Annotated in this window: 17 protein-coding genes; 13 read left to right on the top strand and 4 right to left on the bottom strand. The window is 73.3% G+C overall.

Features of this window, described 5'->3' with window-relative positions; genetic code table 11:
• The first annotated feature begins 51 nt into the window (after window positions 1–51).
• On the top strand, window positions 52–1,755 hold the full coding sequence (locus tag AB0M30_RS32265; RefSeq protein WP_364591515.1) for a ubiquitin activation protein: 1,704 nt from the start codon (window positions 52–54) through the stop codon (window positions 1,753–1,755).
• Window positions 1,756–1,885: 130 nt separating this feature from the next.
• On the opposite strand, the gene ptsP is transcribed toward AB0M30_RS32265, so the two are convergent.
• Entirely contained in the window at window positions 1,886–3,496 is a 1,611-nt protein-coding gene (gene ptsP, locus AB0M30_RS32260; protein ID WP_364591512.1) for a phosphoenolpyruvate--protein phosphotransferase, read from the bottom strand.
• A gap of 103 nt (window positions 3,497–3,599) precedes the next feature.
• Between ptsP and AB0M30_RS32255 the strand changes: the two genes are divergently transcribed.
• Genes AB0M30_RS32255 through AB0M30_RS32235 form a run of 5 tightly spaced genes read left to right on the top strand, consistent with a single transcriptional unit; the run spans window position 3,600 to window position 7,495 of the window.
• Window positions 3,600–4,361: a DeoR/GlpR family DNA-binding transcription regulator gene (locus AB0M30_RS32255; RefSeq protein WP_364591509.1), complete on the top strand. Its 762-nt coding sequence runs from the start codon at window positions 3,600–3,602 to the stop codon at window positions 4,359–4,361.
• Window positions 4,358–5,302: a 1-phosphofructokinase gene (gene pfkB / locus AB0M30_RS32250; RefSeq protein WP_364591506.1), complete on the top strand. Its 945-nt coding sequence runs from the start codon at window positions 4,358–4,360 to the stop codon at window positions 5,300–5,302. Before AB0M30_RS32255 ends, pfkB begins: the two co-directional genes overlap by 4 nt.
• Complete coding sequence (locus tag AB0M30_RS32245) at window positions 5,299–5,751, top strand: fructose PTS transporter subunit IIA (RefSeq protein ID WP_364591503.1); 453 nt, start codon at window positions 5,299–5,301, stop codon at window positions 5,749–5,751. Before pfkB ends, AB0M30_RS32245 begins: the two co-directional genes overlap by 4 nt.
• A gap of 2 nt (window positions 5,752–5,753) precedes the next feature.
• Window positions 5,754–7,205: a fructose-specific PTS transporter subunit EIIC gene (locus AB0M30_RS32240; RefSeq protein WP_364591501.1), complete on the top strand. Its 1,452-nt coding sequence runs from the start codon at window positions 5,754–5,756 to the stop codon at window positions 7,203–7,205.
• A gap of 11 nt (window positions 7,206–7,216) precedes the next feature.
• Window positions 7,217–7,495 (top strand): HPr family phosphocarrier protein, encoded by a 279-nt coding sequence (locus AB0M30_RS32235; protein ID WP_364591498.1) that lies wholly within the window; start codon window positions 7,217–7,219, stop codon window positions 7,493–7,495.
• A gap of 132 nt (window positions 7,496–7,627) precedes the next feature.
• Here the strand turns inward: AB0M30_RS32235 and AB0M30_RS32230 are convergent, their stop codons facing one another.
• Entirely contained in the window at window positions 7,628–8,206 is a 579-nt protein-coding gene (locus AB0M30_RS32230) for a helix-turn-helix domain-containing protein (RefSeq protein WP_364591495.1), read from the bottom strand.
• A gap of 92 nt (window positions 8,207–8,298) precedes the next feature.
• Here AB0M30_RS32230 and AB0M30_RS32225 point away from each other — a divergent pair, with 92 nt between their 5' ends.
• From AB0M30_RS32225 to AB0M30_RS32200, 6 genes are all read left to right on the top strand, one after another.
• The gene (locus tag AB0M30_RS32225; protein WP_364591492.1) at window positions 8,299–9,591 is read left to right on the top strand and encodes a cytochrome P450; all 1,293 of its coding nucleotides are present in this window, start codon (window positions 8,299–8,301) and stop codon (window positions 9,589–9,591) included.
• A complete protein-coding gene (locus AB0M30_RS32220; RefSeq protein WP_364591489.1) occupies window positions 9,588–10,478 on the top strand; it encodes an alpha/beta hydrolase in 891 nt (296 codons plus the stop codon). The genes AB0M30_RS32225 and AB0M30_RS32220 overlap by 4 nt, the downstream gene beginning before the upstream one ends.
• Window positions 10,462–11,307, top strand: a complete 846-nt coding sequence (locus AB0M30_RS32215) for an SDR family NAD(P)-dependent oxidoreductase (RefSeq protein WP_364591486.1) — start codon at window positions 10,462–10,464, stop codon at window positions 11,305–11,307. Before AB0M30_RS32220 ends, AB0M30_RS32215 begins: the two co-directional genes overlap by 17 nt.
• Window positions 11,304–12,779, top strand: a complete 1,476-nt coding sequence (locus AB0M30_RS32210) for an NAD(P)/FAD-dependent oxidoreductase (RefSeq protein ID WP_364591483.1) — start codon at window positions 11,304–11,306, stop codon at window positions 12,777–12,779. Before AB0M30_RS32215 ends, AB0M30_RS32210 begins: the two co-directional genes overlap by 4 nt.
• Before the next feature lie 33 nt (window positions 12,780–12,812).
• Window positions 12,813–13,679 carry an NAD(+)/NADH kinase gene (locus AB0M30_RS32205; protein ID WP_364591480.1) on the top strand — a complete coding sequence of 289 codons (867 nt, stop codon included), beginning with the start codon at window positions 12,813–12,815 and terminating at the stop codon, window positions 13,677–13,679.
• A gap of 110 nt (window positions 13,680–13,789) precedes the next feature.
• Window positions 13,790–14,491, top strand: a complete 702-nt coding sequence (locus AB0M30_RS32200) for a DUF998 domain-containing protein (RefSeq protein WP_364591477.1) — start codon at window positions 13,790–13,792, stop codon at window positions 14,489–14,491.
• On the opposite strand, the gene AB0M30_RS32195 is transcribed toward AB0M30_RS32200, so the two are convergent.
• Window positions 14,473–14,832, bottom strand: a complete 360-nt coding sequence (locus AB0M30_RS32195) for a DNA polymerase ligase N-terminal domain-containing protein (RefSeq protein ID WP_364591474.1) — start codon at window positions 14,830–14,832, stop codon at window positions 14,473–14,475. The genes AB0M30_RS32200 and AB0M30_RS32195 overlap by 19 nt on opposite strands.
• A gap of 78 nt (window positions 14,833–14,910) precedes the next feature.
• Between AB0M30_RS32195 and AB0M30_RS32190 the strand changes: the two genes are divergently transcribed.
• Window positions 14,911–15,900, top strand: a complete 990-nt coding sequence (locus tag AB0M30_RS32190) for a YdcF family protein (RefSeq protein WP_364591471.1) — start codon at window positions 14,911–14,913, stop codon at window positions 15,898–15,900.
• Window positions 15,901–15,912: 12 nt separating this feature from the next.
• Here AB0M30_RS32190 and AB0M30_RS32185 read toward each other — a convergent pair whose 3' ends face one another.
• Complete coding sequence (locus tag AB0M30_RS32185; RefSeq protein ID WP_364591468.1) at window positions 15,913–17,127, bottom strand: glycosyltransferase; 1,215 nt, start codon at window positions 17,125–17,127, stop codon at window positions 15,913–15,915.
• Between the last annotated feature and the right edge of the window lie 12 nt (window positions 17,128–17,139).

Raw genomic sequence — 17,139 nt, 5'->3', positions numbered from 1 at the left:
CCGGTCCCCCTCCGGGACCGGGCATCGGCCCTTCCGGAGAAAAGGCGGCACTTGACCCTGCTGGAGCACCCCGGCGCACCCGTGCCGGAAACACCCGACTGGCACGTCACCGCGTTCCTCGGAGCGCGGTCCGGCGAAGGCCGCGCGAGGCTCGACGCCGTCCGCGCCCTGCGCGCCCGCATCCCGGTCGACCACGGCCGCCGTCCGGCGCGGCTGCGCGAAGACGGCGGTCACGCCGAAGACCAGGACCTCGACTTCGGTGCCTGGCACTTCCTCGCGCGACGCAGTCCCGGCGGCCCGCCGCTCGGCTACATCCGGCTGTCCACACCGGACACGGGCGCGCTGTTCCGGACCCGCGGCTTCCTCGGCGACGAGCGCTACGAAGAACTCCTGGCGACCGAAGGCTTCGGCGCCGCGGACGTGTTCGAGCACGGCCGGCTGGTCGTCGAGCACCAGGCCCGCCGGTTCGGGCTGGGGCTCCACCTCAACGCGCTGGCGATCGGCGCGGCCCACCACCTCGGCGCGCGGGCGGTGATCGGCACGTCCGGGACGAAGGACGGCCAGGACCGGTTCCACGAGCGGTTCGGCTTCCGTCCGGTCCCCGGCACCCGCCGGTACGTCCCGCAGGACACCGAAGACGTCGTGATCATGCTGCACCGCACCGCCGACGGCGGCGGGCGGCACCACGACCTCGTCACCCGGCTGCGCGACGAATTCCCCTTCATCGCGGCGGCGGGCGCCACGCCGCTGACGCCGTCCGGCACCGGTGCGCCGGACCGCGAGACCTGGCGGCCGGTGCTCTGCGCGGCCGCCGACGCCGACGCGCTGCTCGCGTCCGGGACCGTCCGCGAAGTGCACGACACGATCGACGACCAGCTCGCCGAGCTGGTCCGCAGCCGCGAGCCGGCGTGCCATGACGAAGAGGGGCCCGAGAAGCCGGCCGGCGCGCAGCGGCGCGAGTACGGCACGTGGGCGTGGTACCCGTGGTCGGGCCGGCTCGTGCACGTGCTGCCGCGCGAAGAGTTCCGGCTGGTCCGCACCGACGGGGACCGGGGCCGCATCGAACGGCCCGGCGAACGGCGGCTGTTCGACAAGAAGATCGGCGTCATCGGCCCGTCGGCCGGCCCCGGCGCGGCGCTGACGTTCGCGCTCGAAGGCATCGGCGGCGCGTTCAAGCTGGCCGGCTCCGGCGGCTTCGGGCTGTCCGACCTGGGCCGGCTGCGCGGCGGGCTGCACGACCTCGGCGTCGACAAGGCGGTGCTGTCGGCGCGGCGGATGGCCGAGATCGATCCCTACCTCGACATCGAGGTCGAGCGGGCCGGGCTGACGCCGGAGACCATCGAACGGTTCTTCGCGGGTGGTCTCGACCTGCTCGTCGAGGAGTGCGACACGCCGTGGGTGAAGATCGCGGCCCGCGAGTACGCGCGCGACCTCGGCATCCCGGTCGTGACGGCGTGCCCCGGCCGCGGCCTCCTCGACGTCGAGCGCTTCGACCGCGAGCCCGACCGGCCGCTGCTGCACGGGCTCCTCGGCGACGTGAAGTCGGTCGATCTGCTGGAGCTGACCCCGCAGGAGCGGACGGCGGCGTTCGGTGGGCTGGACAGCCGGCCGCACCCGGCGCCCGGCGGGGCACTCGGCGGCGCGTGGTGCGCGGAGGCGGCACGCCGCATCCTGCTGGGCCGGCCGTGCGAGTCCGGCCGCTTCCACACCGACCTCGAGCCGCGGCCGCACCTGTCGGGCAGCCACCGCGGCTGAGCTGACGGTGGCTCCGGGCGGGAGCCACCGTCGTCACTGCTCGGCCCGCGCCCGGGCGATCACCTCTTCCAGCCGTAGCGGGCCGGCCGGGTGGTGGGACCGGCACAGCAGCGTCACGCGGCGTTCGTCGTCACCCCGCGGACCGCCCGGCCGCCCGAACTGGCGCTGGGCGATCCGACCGTGACCTGGCGCGGCAGTCGTCCAGGTCCACCTCGCGCAGTGCCGCGCCGACGCCCGCCAACGCCGCCGCGTTCATCGACAACGACGTCACACCCAGGCCCACCAGCACCGGCGCCAGCGCGGGGTCCGCCGCCGCCTCGCCGCACACGCCCACCGGCTTTCCCGCCGCCGCACCGGCTTGCGCGACCAGTCCCACCAGCTTCAGCAACGCCGGCTGGTGGGGGTCGTTCAACGCCGCCACCGCGCCCAGCTGGCGGTCCGCCGCGAACACGTACTGGGCCAAATCGTTCGTTCCCAGCGAAACGAAGTCCACCTCCGCGAGGATCTCCTCGGCGCACAACGCCGCCGCCGGGATTTCGATCATCACGCCCACCCGCTCGATGCCCGCCGCGCGGGCGTGCGCGGCGAACCAGGCCGCTTCCGCCGCCGTGGCCACCATCGGGGCCATCACCGACAGTTCCACGCCCGTGTCCGCGGCCGCCGCCGCGATCGCCGCCAGCTGGCGGTCCAGCAGTTCCGGGCGGTCGAACGCCACCCGGAGGCCGCGGACACCCAAGGCCGGGTTGGGTTCCTCGCCCATCGGCAGGAACGCCAGGGGCTTGTCCGACCCCGCGTCCAGCGTCCGGACGACGACCGGCTTGCCCGCGAACGGGGCCAGCACCGCCGCGTACGCTGCCCGCTGCTCGGCCTCCGTCGGCTCAGAAGCCGCTGAGAGATAACAGAATTCGGTGCGGAACAGGCCGACGCCTTCCGCTCCGGCCGCCGCCGCGGCGTGGGCGTCCGCCGCGGAACCGACGTTGCCCAGCAGCTTCACGCGGTGGCCGTCGGCGAGGCGGCCGACGCCGTCCCACACCGGGCGGGAGGTCCGGGCCGGCGCGCGCACCGTGCCGTCGGAGGGGGTCACCGTGCCCGCCGAACCGTCGACCGCGAGCCCCGGGCTGTCCAGGTCGAGCACCCCGGCGCACGCGACCACGGCGGGAATGCCCAGCGCCCGCGCCAGGATCGCGGTGTGGCTCGTCGGGCCGCCTTCCGCCGTCACCAGCGCCAGGACCAGCTCCGGGTTGAGCCCGGCGGTGTCGGCCGGGGCGAGGTCACGCGCCACCAGCACGCTCGGCGACGTCAGGTCCGGCACGCCCGGCGGGGCCACGCCCAGCAAGGCCGCGACGATCCGGTCGCGGACGTCGGCGACGTCCCGGGCGCGTTCGGCCATGTAGCCGCCGGCCGCCCGCAGTGCCGTCATGAACTCCCCCGCCGCTTCCCACACCGCCCGCGGCGCCGGGAGCGAACGCGCGCGGACGAGCTTCTCAGCGGACGCGGTCAACGCCGGGTCGGCGGCCATGGCGGCCGTCGTCTCCAGGACCGACCGGGCATCTCCGGACACGGAACGGGCACGATCGGACAACGCGGCCGCCACTGAGGCAGCCGCCTGCCCGATCTTGCCCGCTTCGGCCTCGAGGTCCGCCGGAGCGGGTGTGGAAGCGGGTTCGGGCAGGTCAGCGGCCACGAGGACACGCGGGCCGTCGACCCGTCCGGGGCTGACGCCGACTCCGGACAGCTGCATTTCGGGACCTCCGGAAGCAAAGGATCTCGTAACTGGGGATTGACACTACGGTAACAACGGGCACAATCAAACGGCAACGGGCAAATATCGGAGAGGAACGGGCATGTACGCCGCCGAACGGCACCAGCTCCTGGCGCAACGCGCACGACGTGACGGCCGTGTCGACGTCGGTGACGTCGCCGCCGAACTCGGTGTCGCCCCCGAGACCATCCGACGCGACCTCGGCGTCCTCGAACGCCAAGGCGTGGTCCGCCGCGTCTACGGCGGTGCGGTCGCCGTCGAACGGCTCGACTTCGAACCCGAGGTCGCGCAGCGGGACCAGACCAACGCCGCCGAAAAGGACGCCATCGCCCGGGCCGCGCTGGACCTGGTGCCCGACCGCGGCTCGATCCTGCTCGACGCCGGCACCACGACCAGCAGGCTCGCGACGCTGCTGCCCGCCGACCGCGAGCTGACGGTGATCACCAACTCGATCCCGGTCGCCTCGATCCTCGCCACCCGGCCGGGCATCACGCTGCACATCCTGGGCGGCCGCGTCCGCGGGACGACGCTCGCCGCGGTCGAGGCCTGGACGCTGCGCGCACTCGAAGACCTGCTCGTCGACGTCGCTTTCCTCGGCGCCAACGGCTTTTCCGCCGAGCACGGCTGCACGACGCCGGACATGGCCGAGTCCGCGGTGAAGGCCGCCGTGGTCGCCGCCGCCCGCAAGCGGGTGCTGCTGGCCGACCACAGCAAGTACGGCACCGACCAGCTCAGCCGCTTCGCGCGGCTGGCCGAGATCGACGTCCTGATCACCGACAGCGGCATCGACGCGGGCGCGGTCGCCGAACTCGAAGAAGCGGGCCCGGAGGTGGTGCTGGCGTGATCGTCACCGTGACCCCCAACCCGAGCCTCGACCGGACCGCGCGGCTGGCCGAGCTGCGCCGCGGCGAGGTGAACCGAGCCGAAGCCGTCCGGCTCGACCCCGGTGGCAAGGGCGTGAACGTCGCCCGCGCGCTGGCCGCCGCCGGGACCCCGACCGTCGCGCTGCTGCCCGCCGGCGGCCCGGTCGGCGATCGGCTGGCCGACCTGCTCGCGCCCGAAGGCGTCCCGGTCGTCGCAGTGCCGATCGCCGGATCGACCCGCAGCAACATCACGCTCGTCGAAGCCGACGGGACCACGACGAAGATCAACGAGCCGGGACCGGAGATCTCCCCCGCCGAACTCGCCACCCTCGAACGCCGCGCCGTCGAACTGGCCGCGCGCGCCGAATGGCTGGTGTGCTGCGGCAGCCTCCCCGCCGGCGTGCCCGACGACTTCTACGCCCGGCTGACGAAGCTCGCCCGCGAAGCCGGGGCGAAGGTCGCCGTCGACTCCTCCGGCGCGCCGCTCGCCGCCGCCTGCGCGGCCGGCCCCGACCTGCTCAAGCCCAACCTCGACGAGCTGATCGAGCTCGCCGGCCGCCCGCTCCCGCTGCTCGGCGACGTCGTCGCGTTCTGCCGGGAGCTGATCTCCGGCGGCGTCGGCCGCGTGCTGGTCAGCCTGGGCGCGCGCGGCGCGGTGCTCGTCGAGGAGACCGGAACCTGCCACGCGCTCGGGCCGCTCGTGGCCGTGCGCAGCACCGTCGGCGCCGGAGACGCCGCACTCGCCGGGTTCCTCCACGCGGGAGGAACCGGCCCCCAAGCCCTGCGCGCCGCGGTCGCCTACGGCACCGCCGCGGTCACGCAGGAGGGCAGCCGCATGCCCACCCCGCAGGACGTGCACCCCGACCAGGTGCGCGTGCTCGACGCCGACCCCACCTTCACCCTCAGCGGAGCCGCCGCATGACCACCCCAGACCTGATCACCGCCGACCTGGTCGACCTCGGCCTCGACGCCGCCGACAAGCAGGCCGCCATCCGCGGCCTCGCGCAGCGGCTCGTCGACGCCGGCCGGGTGACCGACCTCGACCTGTTCCTCAAGGACGTCGCCGCCCGCGAGGAGCAGATGGCCACCGGCCTCGAAGGCGGCATCGGCATCCCGCACTGCCGCTCGGCCGCGGTGACCGCGCCGACGCTGGCGTTCGGCCGCAGCGACGCGGGCATCGACTTCGGCGCGCCGGACGGCCCGGCGAAGCTGATCTTCCTCATCGCCGCGCCGGAAGGCGGGGGCAGCGACCACCTCAAGGTCCTGGCCGCCCTCGCCCGGCGGCTGGTCCGGGCGGAGTTCAAGCGGAACCTGCTGGACGCCACCGACGCCGCCGCCCTCGCCGAGTACATCCGCCAGGAGGTGGCCTGATCATGAAGTTCGTCGCCATCACCGCCTGCCCCACCGGGATCGCCCACACCTACATGGCGGCCGAGTCGCTGGAGCAGACCGCCAAGGCCAACGGCGACGAGATCGTCGTCGAGACCCAGGGTTCGGCCGGGTCCGAACCGCTGTCCGCCGAGGACATCGCGAGCGCGGACGCCGTCATCTTCGCCGCTGACCTCGCGGTGCGGGGCCGGGACCGCTTCGCCGGGAAGCCCATCGTCGAGGCGCCGGTCAAGGCCGCGATCAACGACGCGGCCGGGCTGTTCGAGCGCGCCAAGGCCGCCGCCCGCGAGCCCGTCGACGCCGCGCCCGCCACCCCGGAACTCACCTCGAAGGTCGGCGCGAACGACAACGCCGGGACCAAGATCCGCCAGTGGCTCATGACCGGCGTCAGTTACCTGATCCCGTTCGTCGCCGCGGGCGGCCTGCTCATCGCGCTGAGTTTCGCGCTCGGCGGCTACAAGATCGTCGACGCGCCGAAGGTCACTGAGCACTTCGACGCGAGTTCGGTCGCCGGCTGGGCCGCGCTGATGTTCCAGATCGGCAGCGCGGCGTTCGCCTTCCTGGTGCCGGTGCTGGCCGGGTTCATCGCCTTCGCGATGGCCGACCGCCCGGCGATCGCCCCCGGTTTCGTGGGTGGCGCGATCGCCGTCACCGTCGGGGCCGGCTTCCTCGGCGGCCTCGTCGCCGGTCTGCTGGCCGGTGGCGTCGTGCTGGCGCTGAAGAAGATCCAGGTGCCGAAGGCGATGCGGGGCATCATGCCGGTGGTGGTGTACCCGCTGCTCGGGTCCATTGTGGTCGGTGTGCTGATGTACGTCGTGGTCGGCAAGCCGATCGCGGCGGCCACGACGGGCCTCACGAACTGGCTCAACAGCCTCAGCGGCGTCAGCGCGCTGCTGCTGGGCGCGCTGCTCGGCCTGATGATGGCCTTCGACATGGGCGGCCCGGTCAACAAGGCGGCGTACGCCTTCGCCGTCGGCGGCCTGACCACCGGTGCGACGGCGTCGCTGCAGATCATGGCCGCGGTGATGGCGGCCGGGATGGTGCCGCCGCTGGCCCTGGCGCTGGCGTCGACGGTCCGCAAGAAGCTGTTCACCGAGGCCGAACGCGAGAACGGCCGCGCGGCCTGGCTGCTCGGCACGTCGTTCATCACCGAGGGCGCGATCCCGTTCGCCGCGGCGGACCCGTTCCGGGTGATCCCGTCGATCATGCTCGGCTCGGCGGTCACCGGCTCGCTGTCGATGGCGTTCGGCACTACGCTGCGCGCCCCGCACGGCGGGATCTTCGTGCTCCCGCTGATCGGCAACCCGCTGCTGTTCCTGGTGGCGCTGATCGCCGGGACGCTGGTCGCCGCCGGGTCGGTGATCGCGCTCAAGCAGGTGCGCTTCCGGGCGGCCGAGCGTTCCGCCGCCGTTTCCAGCCAGCCGGTCAACGCGTGAAGGAGTCCACTGTGTACCAACGCCGTACGCTCGTCGCCAGCAGCGTCGGGCTCCACGCCCGCCCGGCGGGCCTGGTCGCCAAGTCCGCGGCCGGGCAGCCCGCGAAGGTGACGATCGCCAAGATCACGGCCGGGGTGGCGGGCGACCCGGTCGATGCGGCCAGCGTCCTGGGGTTGATGACCTTGGGCGCGGCTTTCGGCGACGAGGTGGAACTGACCGCCGAGGGCGACGCGGCCCGGGAGTCCGTCGACGCACTGGCCGAGCTGATCGCCCAGGACCTGGACGCGTAGCAGCCGCCGCGGCTCCGATCGCCCACGACCGGAGCCGCGGCGGCCGGCCGCGTTCTCAAGGCCGAGCTTGCCCGTCATTGCCACCCGAGTGAGCAGCTCCTCAGTGCCTGGCACCGCCACAGCCCGGATCGGTCAAGCGGGGCCGAGCAGGGCGATCGACGCCCGCACCGCGAGCTCGGTGACATCACCGGCCCGGCCGCCGTCCTCCACGGTCGTCGCGATCAGCTCGCGCAATCCGCCCAGCAGCATGATCGACAGCTGCCGGGACGGCGGGCTGATGCCCGCCGCGCGCATCTCCGGGGTGTCCGTCAAGCGCTGCGTCATCGCGATGAACCCCTCCATCGCGTCACGCTGCAGTTCGCGGGCCGGCGCGCCCAGCGCGGGGACGTCCCGGATCCAGCTCAGCGTGATCGCCGGCTCCGACTCCGCGCAGCCGATCCATGCCTCGATCGCTTGACGCACCTGGACGGCCCACGGCGCGCGCGGGTCCACCGCCTCGGAAATCTGCCGGATCATCGACCGGTTCGCCTCCGCCAGGAGCGCGATCAAGCACTCTTCGCGGCTGGAGAAGTGCTCGTAGAAGGTCCGCCGGGACGTGCGGGCGCGGCGGACGACGTCGGCCACCGTCGTGTCGCGGAAGCCGGCCTCGGTGATCGATTCGGCCAGCCCGTCCAGAAGGCGCTGGCGGAATCGGCGGGTGTCGACGTCCACGAAGTCACGCTATACCCCTCCTCTTGAAACCGGATGGTACACCGGCGTACCGTACCCACGGTACGCTCGCGTACCACCTTCCGGGAGGGTCGATGACGACCATGACACGCCCCGCAGTGCTGCCGCCGGGGCCCACCGCGCCCCGCGCCGTCCAGGGCGCTTATGCACTGACGCAGCCCCTGCGCGGCATGCGGCGGCTCAAAGAACGCTATGGGGACGCCTTCACGGTGAACGTGCCGATCTTCGGCAAGGCCGTGGTGATCAGCGGCGCCGCCGAAATCAAGCAGCTGTTCACCTCCGGGCCCGAGCTCGTCGACAACCTCGAGGTCAACCTCGGGCGGGTGCTCGGCTCCCGGTCGATGTTCGCGCTGTCCGGCGACGAGCACAAACGGCAGCGCAAGCTCCTGGTCCCGCCGTTCCACGGCCGCCGCCTCGCCGCGTACGAGAAGATCGTCGAGGAAGAAACCGCGCGCGAACTGGCGAGCTGGCCCGAAGACCAGGCGTTCGCCACGCTGCCGTCGATGATGCGGATCACGCTCAACGCCATCCTCCGCGCGGTGTTCGGCGCCGAGGGGGCCGAGTTCGCCGAGCTGCGCGAGCTGCTCCCGCCGTTCGTCACCCTCGGCTCCCGGCTGGCCGTGCTGCCCATCTCCAAGAAGGGCCGCTTCAACCCGTGGCGCCGCTTCGAGCGGATGCGCCGCGAGTACGACGCCATCGTCGACCGGCTGATCGCCAAAGCCCGGCCGGACGGCGACGACGTCCTCTCGATGCTGCTGCAGACCCGCTACGACGACGGATCCGGACTGAGCCGCGAAGAGATCTCCGACCAGCTCCTCACCCTGCTCACCGCCGGGCACGAGACCACGGCGACCACCCTCGCCTGGGCCCTCGAGCGTCTCCGCCGCCACCCCGCGCTGCTGGCGGAACTGCGAGACGACGACGGAAAACTGCTCGACGCCACGATCCTCGAAGTCCAGCGCACCCGGCCGGTCATCGACCTCACCGCCCGGCAGGTCAAGCAGGACGGCTTCCGGCTCGGCCGGTGGACGCTGCCGAAGGGGTACGCGGTGCTCGTCAGCATCGCGCTGATCCACGACGACGACGCCGTCTTCCCCCACGCCGCCGCCTTCGACCCGCACCGCTTCGCCGGCGCGCGCCCGGATCTCTCCCAGTGGATTCCGTTCGGCGGCGGCACCCGCCGCTGCCTCGGCGCCGCCTTCGCGACCATGGAAATGACGGTCGTGCTGCGAACCCTGCTGCGGGACTTCACGCTGGTTCCGACGAGCGAGCCCGGCGAACGCTGGCACTCGCGGGGCGTGGCCTACGCCCCGGCCAAGGGCGGCCGCGCGATCGTGCGCCGCCGGACCACCGGAGGAGATTCGTGACCGACCAGATCGCCGACGCCGGCCGGGGCATTTCCCTGGCCTACGAGCGGATCGGGGACACCGGCGCCGAGCCGCTGGTCCTCGTCGCCGGCCTGGGCCAGCAGCTGCACAGCTGGCCGGACGCCTTCTGCGCGAACCTCGCCGAACGCGGGTACGAGGTCATCCGGTTCGACAACCGCGACGCCGGCCGCTCCACGCACCCGCGCTTCCGGCCGCCGAGCCTGCTCGGCATGCTCGCGGGCCGGTTCCCCGCGCAGCAGTACGACCTCACGGACATGGCCGCCGACACGATCGGCCTGTTCGACGCCCTCGACCTCGAGACCGCGCACATCGCGGGCGTCTCCATGGGCGGCATGATCTCCCAGACCACGGCCGCGTTGTACCCGGAGCGGATCCGCACCCTGACGTCGATCATGTCGACGACCGGGTCGCGCGTGCTCGGCCGGCCCGCGCTTTCGACGTTGCGGATGATGGGCGCGAAGCCGCCGAAGTCCCGCGAGGAGGCGGTCGAAAGCGCCGTCCGGATGTTCCGCCACATCGGCTCGCACGGCTTCCCGTTCGACGAGGCCTTCGTGCGCGAGCTGGCCGGGACTGGCTGGGACCGCGACCCGACGGCCGGCGGCGTGGGCCGTCAGCTCGCCGCGATCATGAAGTCCGGCAACCGGACGCCGCTGCTGCGGAAGATCACCGCGCCGACGCTGGTGATCCACGGCGACCGCGACCGGATGGTGCACCCCACCGGGGGTGCGGCCACCGCGCGCGCCATCCGGGGCGCCCGCCTCGAAACCGTCCGCGGGATGGGCCACGACCTGCCCGAAGGCGCGTGGGCCACGGTGCTCGACCTCATCGACCAGCACGCGAGGAGCAGCGATGTCCCGGCCCCGTAGCCTCACCGGCCGCCCGGTGGTCATCACCGGCGCGGCGTCCGGCATCGGCCGGGCGCTGGCCACCCGGCTGTCCCGGCTCGGCTCGCCGGTCGCCCTCGCCGACGTCGACGAAGACGGCCTCAAAGCCACCGCGGCCGCGCTGTCCGGCCGGGTGCTGACCCGCGTCCTCGACGTCCGCGACGCGGAAGACCAGCTGCGGTTCGCCGCCGAGGTCCGCGAATGGCTCCCGGCCCCGCTGGCCGCGGTGTTCAACAACGCCGGTGTCGCGGTGACCTCGACCGTGCTCGACGCGGTGCCCGAGGACGACGACTGGCTGCACGACATCAACTTCCGCGGTGTCGTGCACGGGACGCGGGCGTTCCTGCCCATCCTCGTCGAGCAGGGCGACGGCGCGATCGTGAACACCTCCAGCGTGTTCGGCCTGCTCGGGATGCCGTACCAGAGCGCCTACTGCGCGGCGAAGTTCGCCGTCCGCGGCTTCACCGACTCGCTGCGGCAAGAACTGCGCGGCACCGACGTCCGCGCGATCACCGTGCACCCGGGCGGCATCACGACGAACATCGCGCGCAACGCCCGGGTGCGGCGCGACCCCGAAGGGCGCGGTCGCACCCACGAGCAGATGGCCGCCCAGTTCGAGGCGATGACGATGACGTCGCCGGAGAAAGCGGCGGCGATCATCCACGCCGGCGTCGACCGCGGGAAGGCCCGGATCCTGGTCGGCCCGGACGCCTACCTGTTCGACGCGCTCGCCCGCATCACCCCGACCCACTACAACGCCGTGCTGACGCGCGTCATGCGGCGCGCCCGGCGGACGGAGACCGTGTCATGACCGAACACCTCGACGTGCTGATCGTCGGCGCCGGGCTGTCCGGCGTCGGCGCGGCCCACCACCTGCGCTCGGCGTTCCCGCGCAAGAGCTACGCGATCCTCGAGGCCCGCGACGCGATCGGCGGCACGTGGGACCTGTTCCGCTACCCCGGCGTCCGGTCCGACTCGGACATGCAGACCCTCGGCTACCGGTTCCGGCCGTGGACCGACGCGAAGGCCATCGCGGACGGCCCGTCGATCCTGCGGTACGTCCGCGACACCGCGGCCGACGCGGGGATCGATCGGCACATCCGGTTCGGGCACCGGGTGGCTCGCGCCGAGTGGTCCACAGAGGACGCACGGTGGACGGTCGAAGCCGAGCACGACGGGAAGCGTGTCGAGTTCACCGCGAAGTTCCTGTACCTGTGCAGCGGCTACTACGACTACGCGGCCGGGCACACGCCGGAGTTCCCGGGTCTCGAGCGGTTCGGCGGGACGGTGGTGCACCCGCAGCACTGGCCCGAGGACCTCGACTACACCGGCAAGAAGGTCGTCGTCATCGGCAGCGGCGCCACCGCGGTCACCCTCGTCCCGGCGATGACCGACCGCGCCGCGCACGTGACGATGCTGCAGCGCTCCCCCACCTACATCCTGTCGCTGCCGTCGGAGGACGCGCTGGCCAACCGGTTGCGCGGGCTGCTCGGCCCGAAGCTGGCGTACCCGATCGCGCGTTGGAAGAACGTCGCGGTGAGCACGCTGGTCTACCAGCTCAGCCGGCGTCGCCCGGCCGTGGTGAAGGCGATGATCCGCAAGGCGACCGCGAAGCAGCTGCCGGCCGGGTTCGCCGTCGACACCCACTTCAAGCCGCGGTACCAGCCCTGGGACCAGCGGCTGTGCCTGGTCCCGGACGGCGACCTGTTCCGGTCGATCCGCCGCGGCGACGCCTCGATCGTCACCGACCGGATCGCGGAGTTCACCGAACGGGGTATCCGGCTCGAATCGGGTGACGAGCTCGAGGCGGACGTCGTCGTCACCGCGACCGGGCTGCGGCTGCTCGCCTTCGGCGGCATCGAGCTGGCGGTGGACGGCACCCCGGTGAAGCTGCCGGAAACCCTGGCCTACAAGGGCATGATGCTCAGCGGCGTACCGAACTTCGCCTTCACGATCGGCTACACGAACGCGTCGTGGACGCTCAAGGCCGACCTGGTCGGCGAGTACGTCGTCCGGCTGCTGCGTCACCTCGACCGGCACGGCTACGACCAGTGCGTGCCGGTCAACGACGACCCGGCGGTCACCGAGCGGCCGCTGCTGGACTTCGACGCCGGGTACGTGCAGCGGTCGATCGACGAGTTCCCGAAGGCGGGTTCGCGGGCGCCGTGGCAGCTGGGCATGAGCTACGCGCACGACGTCGTCAAGCTCCGGCACGGCCGGATCGACGACGGCGCGCTGCGGTTCTCGCGGCGGCGAGCGGGAGCGGGCAGACTGAGCGCATGACGCTCGGTACCTCCCCCGCCCAGGGCCGCTGACATGCACTCAGCGGGCCTCGTGCTGCACCCCCGCCGCGACTCCGCGGCCGCCGTCGAAGCCGTCCTCGGCTGGGCGAGCAACCGGAACATCGAAGTCCTCGGCATCGCCGACGAGATCGTCCGGCTGAACTGCGCCGCGATCGGGGTGACGCCCGAGGAGCTCGGCCGCCGCTCCGACCTGGTGGTCAGCCTGGGCGGCGACGGCACGATGCTGCGGGCCATGCGGCTGGCCGACGGCCAGCGCGCGCCGGTGCTCGGGGTGAACCTCGGCAAGCTCGGCTTCCTGGCCGAGGTCGACGTCCCCGACCTGCCCGGCGCGCTCTCGGCCATCGACGGCCACGAGTTCACGGTGGAGCCGCGGCTGGCCGTGGACGCGGTGCTGCAGGGGCGGAAGATCACGGCGTTCAACGACATCGCCGTGGTGCGGGTGCCCGGCGACGGCAGCGCGGTGGTGGCCGTCCGCGTCGGGGGCCAGCCGTTCGTGAGCTACTCGGCCGACGCGGTGGTCGTCGCGACCCCGACCGGCTCGACGGCGTACAGCTTCTCGGCGGGCGGCCCGATCACCAGCCCGGCGGTGGAGGCGCTGCTGGTGACGCCGGCGGCGCCGCATTCGGCGTACAGCCGGGGCGTGGTGCTCTCGGTGCACGACGAGGTGACCCTGGAGCTGCTGCCGACCAGCGGCCGGCTGGCGGTGGAGGTCGACGGTCAGGTCGAGGGGTACGTCTCCCCCGGCGAACGGCTCGACCTGCGCGGCCGGCCGAGCGCGGCGCGGGTGGTCCGGCTCGGGATGACGACGTTCTACCAGCGGGCGCGGCGCAAGCTGCGGCTCACGGATTCGGCCGAGATCCCGCAGGACGGCGACCACTGACGGTGTCCTGCGTCACAGCGGGGACGCGTCGGCAATGGTCACGGAAAGGTCACGGGTAGCGTCCGCGCCTGCGCCTGAACCAGCCGAACCGTCCCGGAGTGTTTCCCCACATGCTGTGTCCCGCACCCGTCCGTCCCCGCCTGCGCGCCCGCCTGCTCGTGCCCGGCGCCCTCGCCGCCTTCGCCGGCGCCGTCGTCCTGCTCGCCGTGCTGCACGTCGACCGCCGGCTCGCGCCCCTCGACCCGGTCAGCACGATGCTCAGCGACTACGCGCTGAGCGCGGGCCGCTGGATGTGGGACGGCGCGCTGCTGCTCACCAGCACGGGATCGGCGCTGCTGCTGGTCGCGCTCTACCGCCGTGGCCTGCTGGCCAACCCGGCGCTGGTGGCGGCGAAGGCGTTGTGGTGCGTGAGTCTCCTGGCGGTCGCGGTGTTCGCGAAGGATCCGCAGGGTGGCGCGGTCACCGCGACGGGCAAGATCCACCTGTACGCCTCGGCGGTGACGTGCCTGAGCCTGCCGGTCGTCGGCTGGGCGCTGGGGCGGCGGCACCGCGACGACCCGCGCTGGCGGCGCTTCGCGACCTGGTCGCGGCGGCTGGCGCTGGCGGCGATCCCGTTCTACCTGCCGTTCATCGTCCCGTTCGCGGTGAACGTCGTCCTCGGCGGCCACCTGCCCACCGTGGCGACCGGCCTGGTCGAGCGGCTGATGATGGTCCTGGAGATCGCCTTGCTGGGCGTCCTGGGTCACTGGGCGCACCGGGCGATGCCGGCCGGGGTCCGGTTCCGGCCGCGTGCTCAGGTTTCGCCCGGCTGATCGCGGGTGCGGTGCAGGAGCCAGTCGCGAGCGGTGCGGATCAGCGCGTACCGCACCGCGCCCGCCCGGCCGTGCAGGGTGAACAGGATGCGCTTGGCCGTCCGGTCGTGCTCCTCCCACCAGCCGGTGTCGGCGATCTTCTTCGTCTCGTCCTCGTAGCCGAGGTGGTCGAGAGCGTGGTCGGGCACGGCGACGGCGAGCCGGTCGGCGCCCGGATCCGGCGGGAGGCCGCGCGGGACCGCCCAGGAGCGCAGCACGCCGTCCTCCTCCAGCCGCAGGTCGAAGTGGTGCCGCGGGCGAAAGTGCTCGTGCAGCACGAACGCCGGTCGCTGATCGCTCACGGCGTTCACCATGCCAGATCACCCGTCCGGGTAAGCCCGGCTAGGTTGGGACCCACAGGGGATTCCAGGGAGGCCGGGGTGACCGTCGCCGGTGGGGTGCTGCCGGTCGCCGCCGGCGTGGCCCTCGTCGTGTTCGCAGCGAGGCTGGCGCGCGAACCGCGGCGGCTGGGCAACGCCGTCTGGCTCGGCGTGGCACTCCTGCTGACCGCGTTGTGGCTGCTGCGCGCGGCCCTGCACCTGGAGTGGCTGACGCCGGTGCTGCTCGGGCTGCTGGGCGTCGTGGCGGTGCTCGTCGCCCTGGGGCTGCCGGCCGCGCTGATCGTCAATGGCGTGCGGATGTGGCGGCGGGAAGGCCGCAGCGCCGGGAACCTGCTGTCGCTCGGCCTCGGCGCCGGCCTGGTCACGCTGGAGGCGCTGACCTTCGCCCCGCTCGGCCGGTGGGGTTCGGCTTTGGTGGCCATCGCCGTCGTGCTGACCGGCTACTTCGGGTTCCTCTTCCTGTCGCTGCTCGTCTATTCGGTGATGTACAGCCGGATCGGCCGCCGCGGCGGGTTCGACGCGATCATCGTGCTCGGCTGCGGCCTCGACGGCGAGCGGGTGCCGCCACTGCTCGCCGGGCGGCTCGAACGCGCGATCCGCCTCCACGACCGGGAGCAGGCACCGCCGCTACTGATCGTTTCGGGCGGCCGGGGTCCCGGCGAGACGATCTCCGAAGCCGAAGCGATGCACGCCTACCTGCGGGACCGCGGCATCCCGGACGACCGCATCCGGTGCGAGGACCAGGCCCGCACGACCGAGGAGAACCTCCGGTTCTCGGCCGCGCTGCTCCCCGCCGGCGCGCGGCGGGTGGTCGCGGTGACCAGCAGCTACCACGTGTTCCGGGCGGCGGTGGAGTGCCGTCGGCTCGGCCTGCCGTTCCACGCGACGGGCGCTCCGACAGCCCGCTACTTCCTGCCGAGCGCGCTGCTGCGCGAGTTCGCGGCGCTGATCCTGCACTACCGCCGGACGACGATCGCGGCGTGCGTGGTGATCGTCGGCGCGGGCCTCCTGCTGGCGATCTTCGCCTGAGCCGCGGACCACCTAGCCCGCACGCAGGACCGAGCACGCGCGAGCCACGCCTGCCTCGGCCCGCAGGCGCGCGCCGACGTACTGCGCGCCCCGGCGGAACAGCGGGTTCTCCGTCAGCTCCCGCAGCCGCGCGGTCAGCGATCCGACGTCGAGTTCGTCCAGCGGCAACGGTTTCGGGCCGGCGCTCAGCCGCGACACCCGCTCGCCCCAGTAGGGCTGGTCGGAGAAGACGGGGCAGACCAGCGCCGGCACCCCGGCCCGCAGCCCGGCGGCGGTGGTCCCGGCACCACCGTGGTGGACGACGGCGGCGGTGCGCGGGAACAGCCAGTCGTGCGGGACGTCCCCGGCGATGAGCAGGTCGTCCCCGCCGGCCCCGGTACTGAGGACGCCGCGCAGCCCGGCCCGGCGCAACGCCGTGGTGACGACGTCGTACGTCCGCTCGGCGTCGGCGGGCTGCATGCTGCCGAAGCCGGCGTACACCGGCGGCGGTCCCGCGGCGAGGAAGTCGCGCAGCCGCGGGTCCGGGTCCGAGTGCGCGGTGTCGAGGAACCAGTAGCCGGTAACGTGCACCCGCGTGGGCCAGTCGGGCGGCCGCGGCACGACGGCGTCGGAAAATCCGCACAGCACGGGCGAAGAGCGCCGCGGCCCGCGTAGTCCGGCCTTCGGCAGGCCGAGCGTCTCGACGCGCCAGCGGTCGACTTCGGGCCGCAGGACCTGCCAGGCGAAGACGTCGACGGCGGTGAAGCTGAGGTGCCGTCCCCACGGGCCGAGCCGGGCGGCCTGCGGCAGGAGCGGGTGTGCGAAGGCGCGCGTCGGGATGCTGGGCTGGTAGTGCAGCTCGACGTCGGGGACGCCGAGGTGGGCGCCCAGGTGCGTGCCGAGGAAGCCGAGGGAGGGGGCGAGCACGAGGTCGGCCCCGGCGGCGCCGGCGTGGACGTCGGCGAGAAGCCGGTCGAGCACGGGCCGCAGAACGGCCCGCAACCCGGAGAGAAAGCTCCGGCGGCTCCCGGTGGTCCACGCCCGCCCGGCGGCCGAGCCGAGGACGGCGGCGGGATCGGCCGAGAGGGGCGCGAACTCGAGCCCGTGGGCTTCGGCGAGCGCCCGGAAGCCGGGCGCGGCGAGCAGGCGGACACGATCGCCATCGGCGGCCAGGCCACGGCCGAGAGCGACGCACGGCTGGACGTCACCGCGCGAGCCCGGGGCGACGATCACGACGAGGCGGCTCATCGCTTCGCTCCG

The organism is Amycolatopsis sp. NPDC051716, assembly GCF_040681595.1.
GTDB lineage: Bacteria > Actinomycetota > Actinomycetes > Mycobacteriales > Pseudonocardiaceae > Amycolatopsis.
Note: the sequence above shows the minus strand (reverse complement) of the source record. Positions and strands in the feature narration are given on the sequence as shown.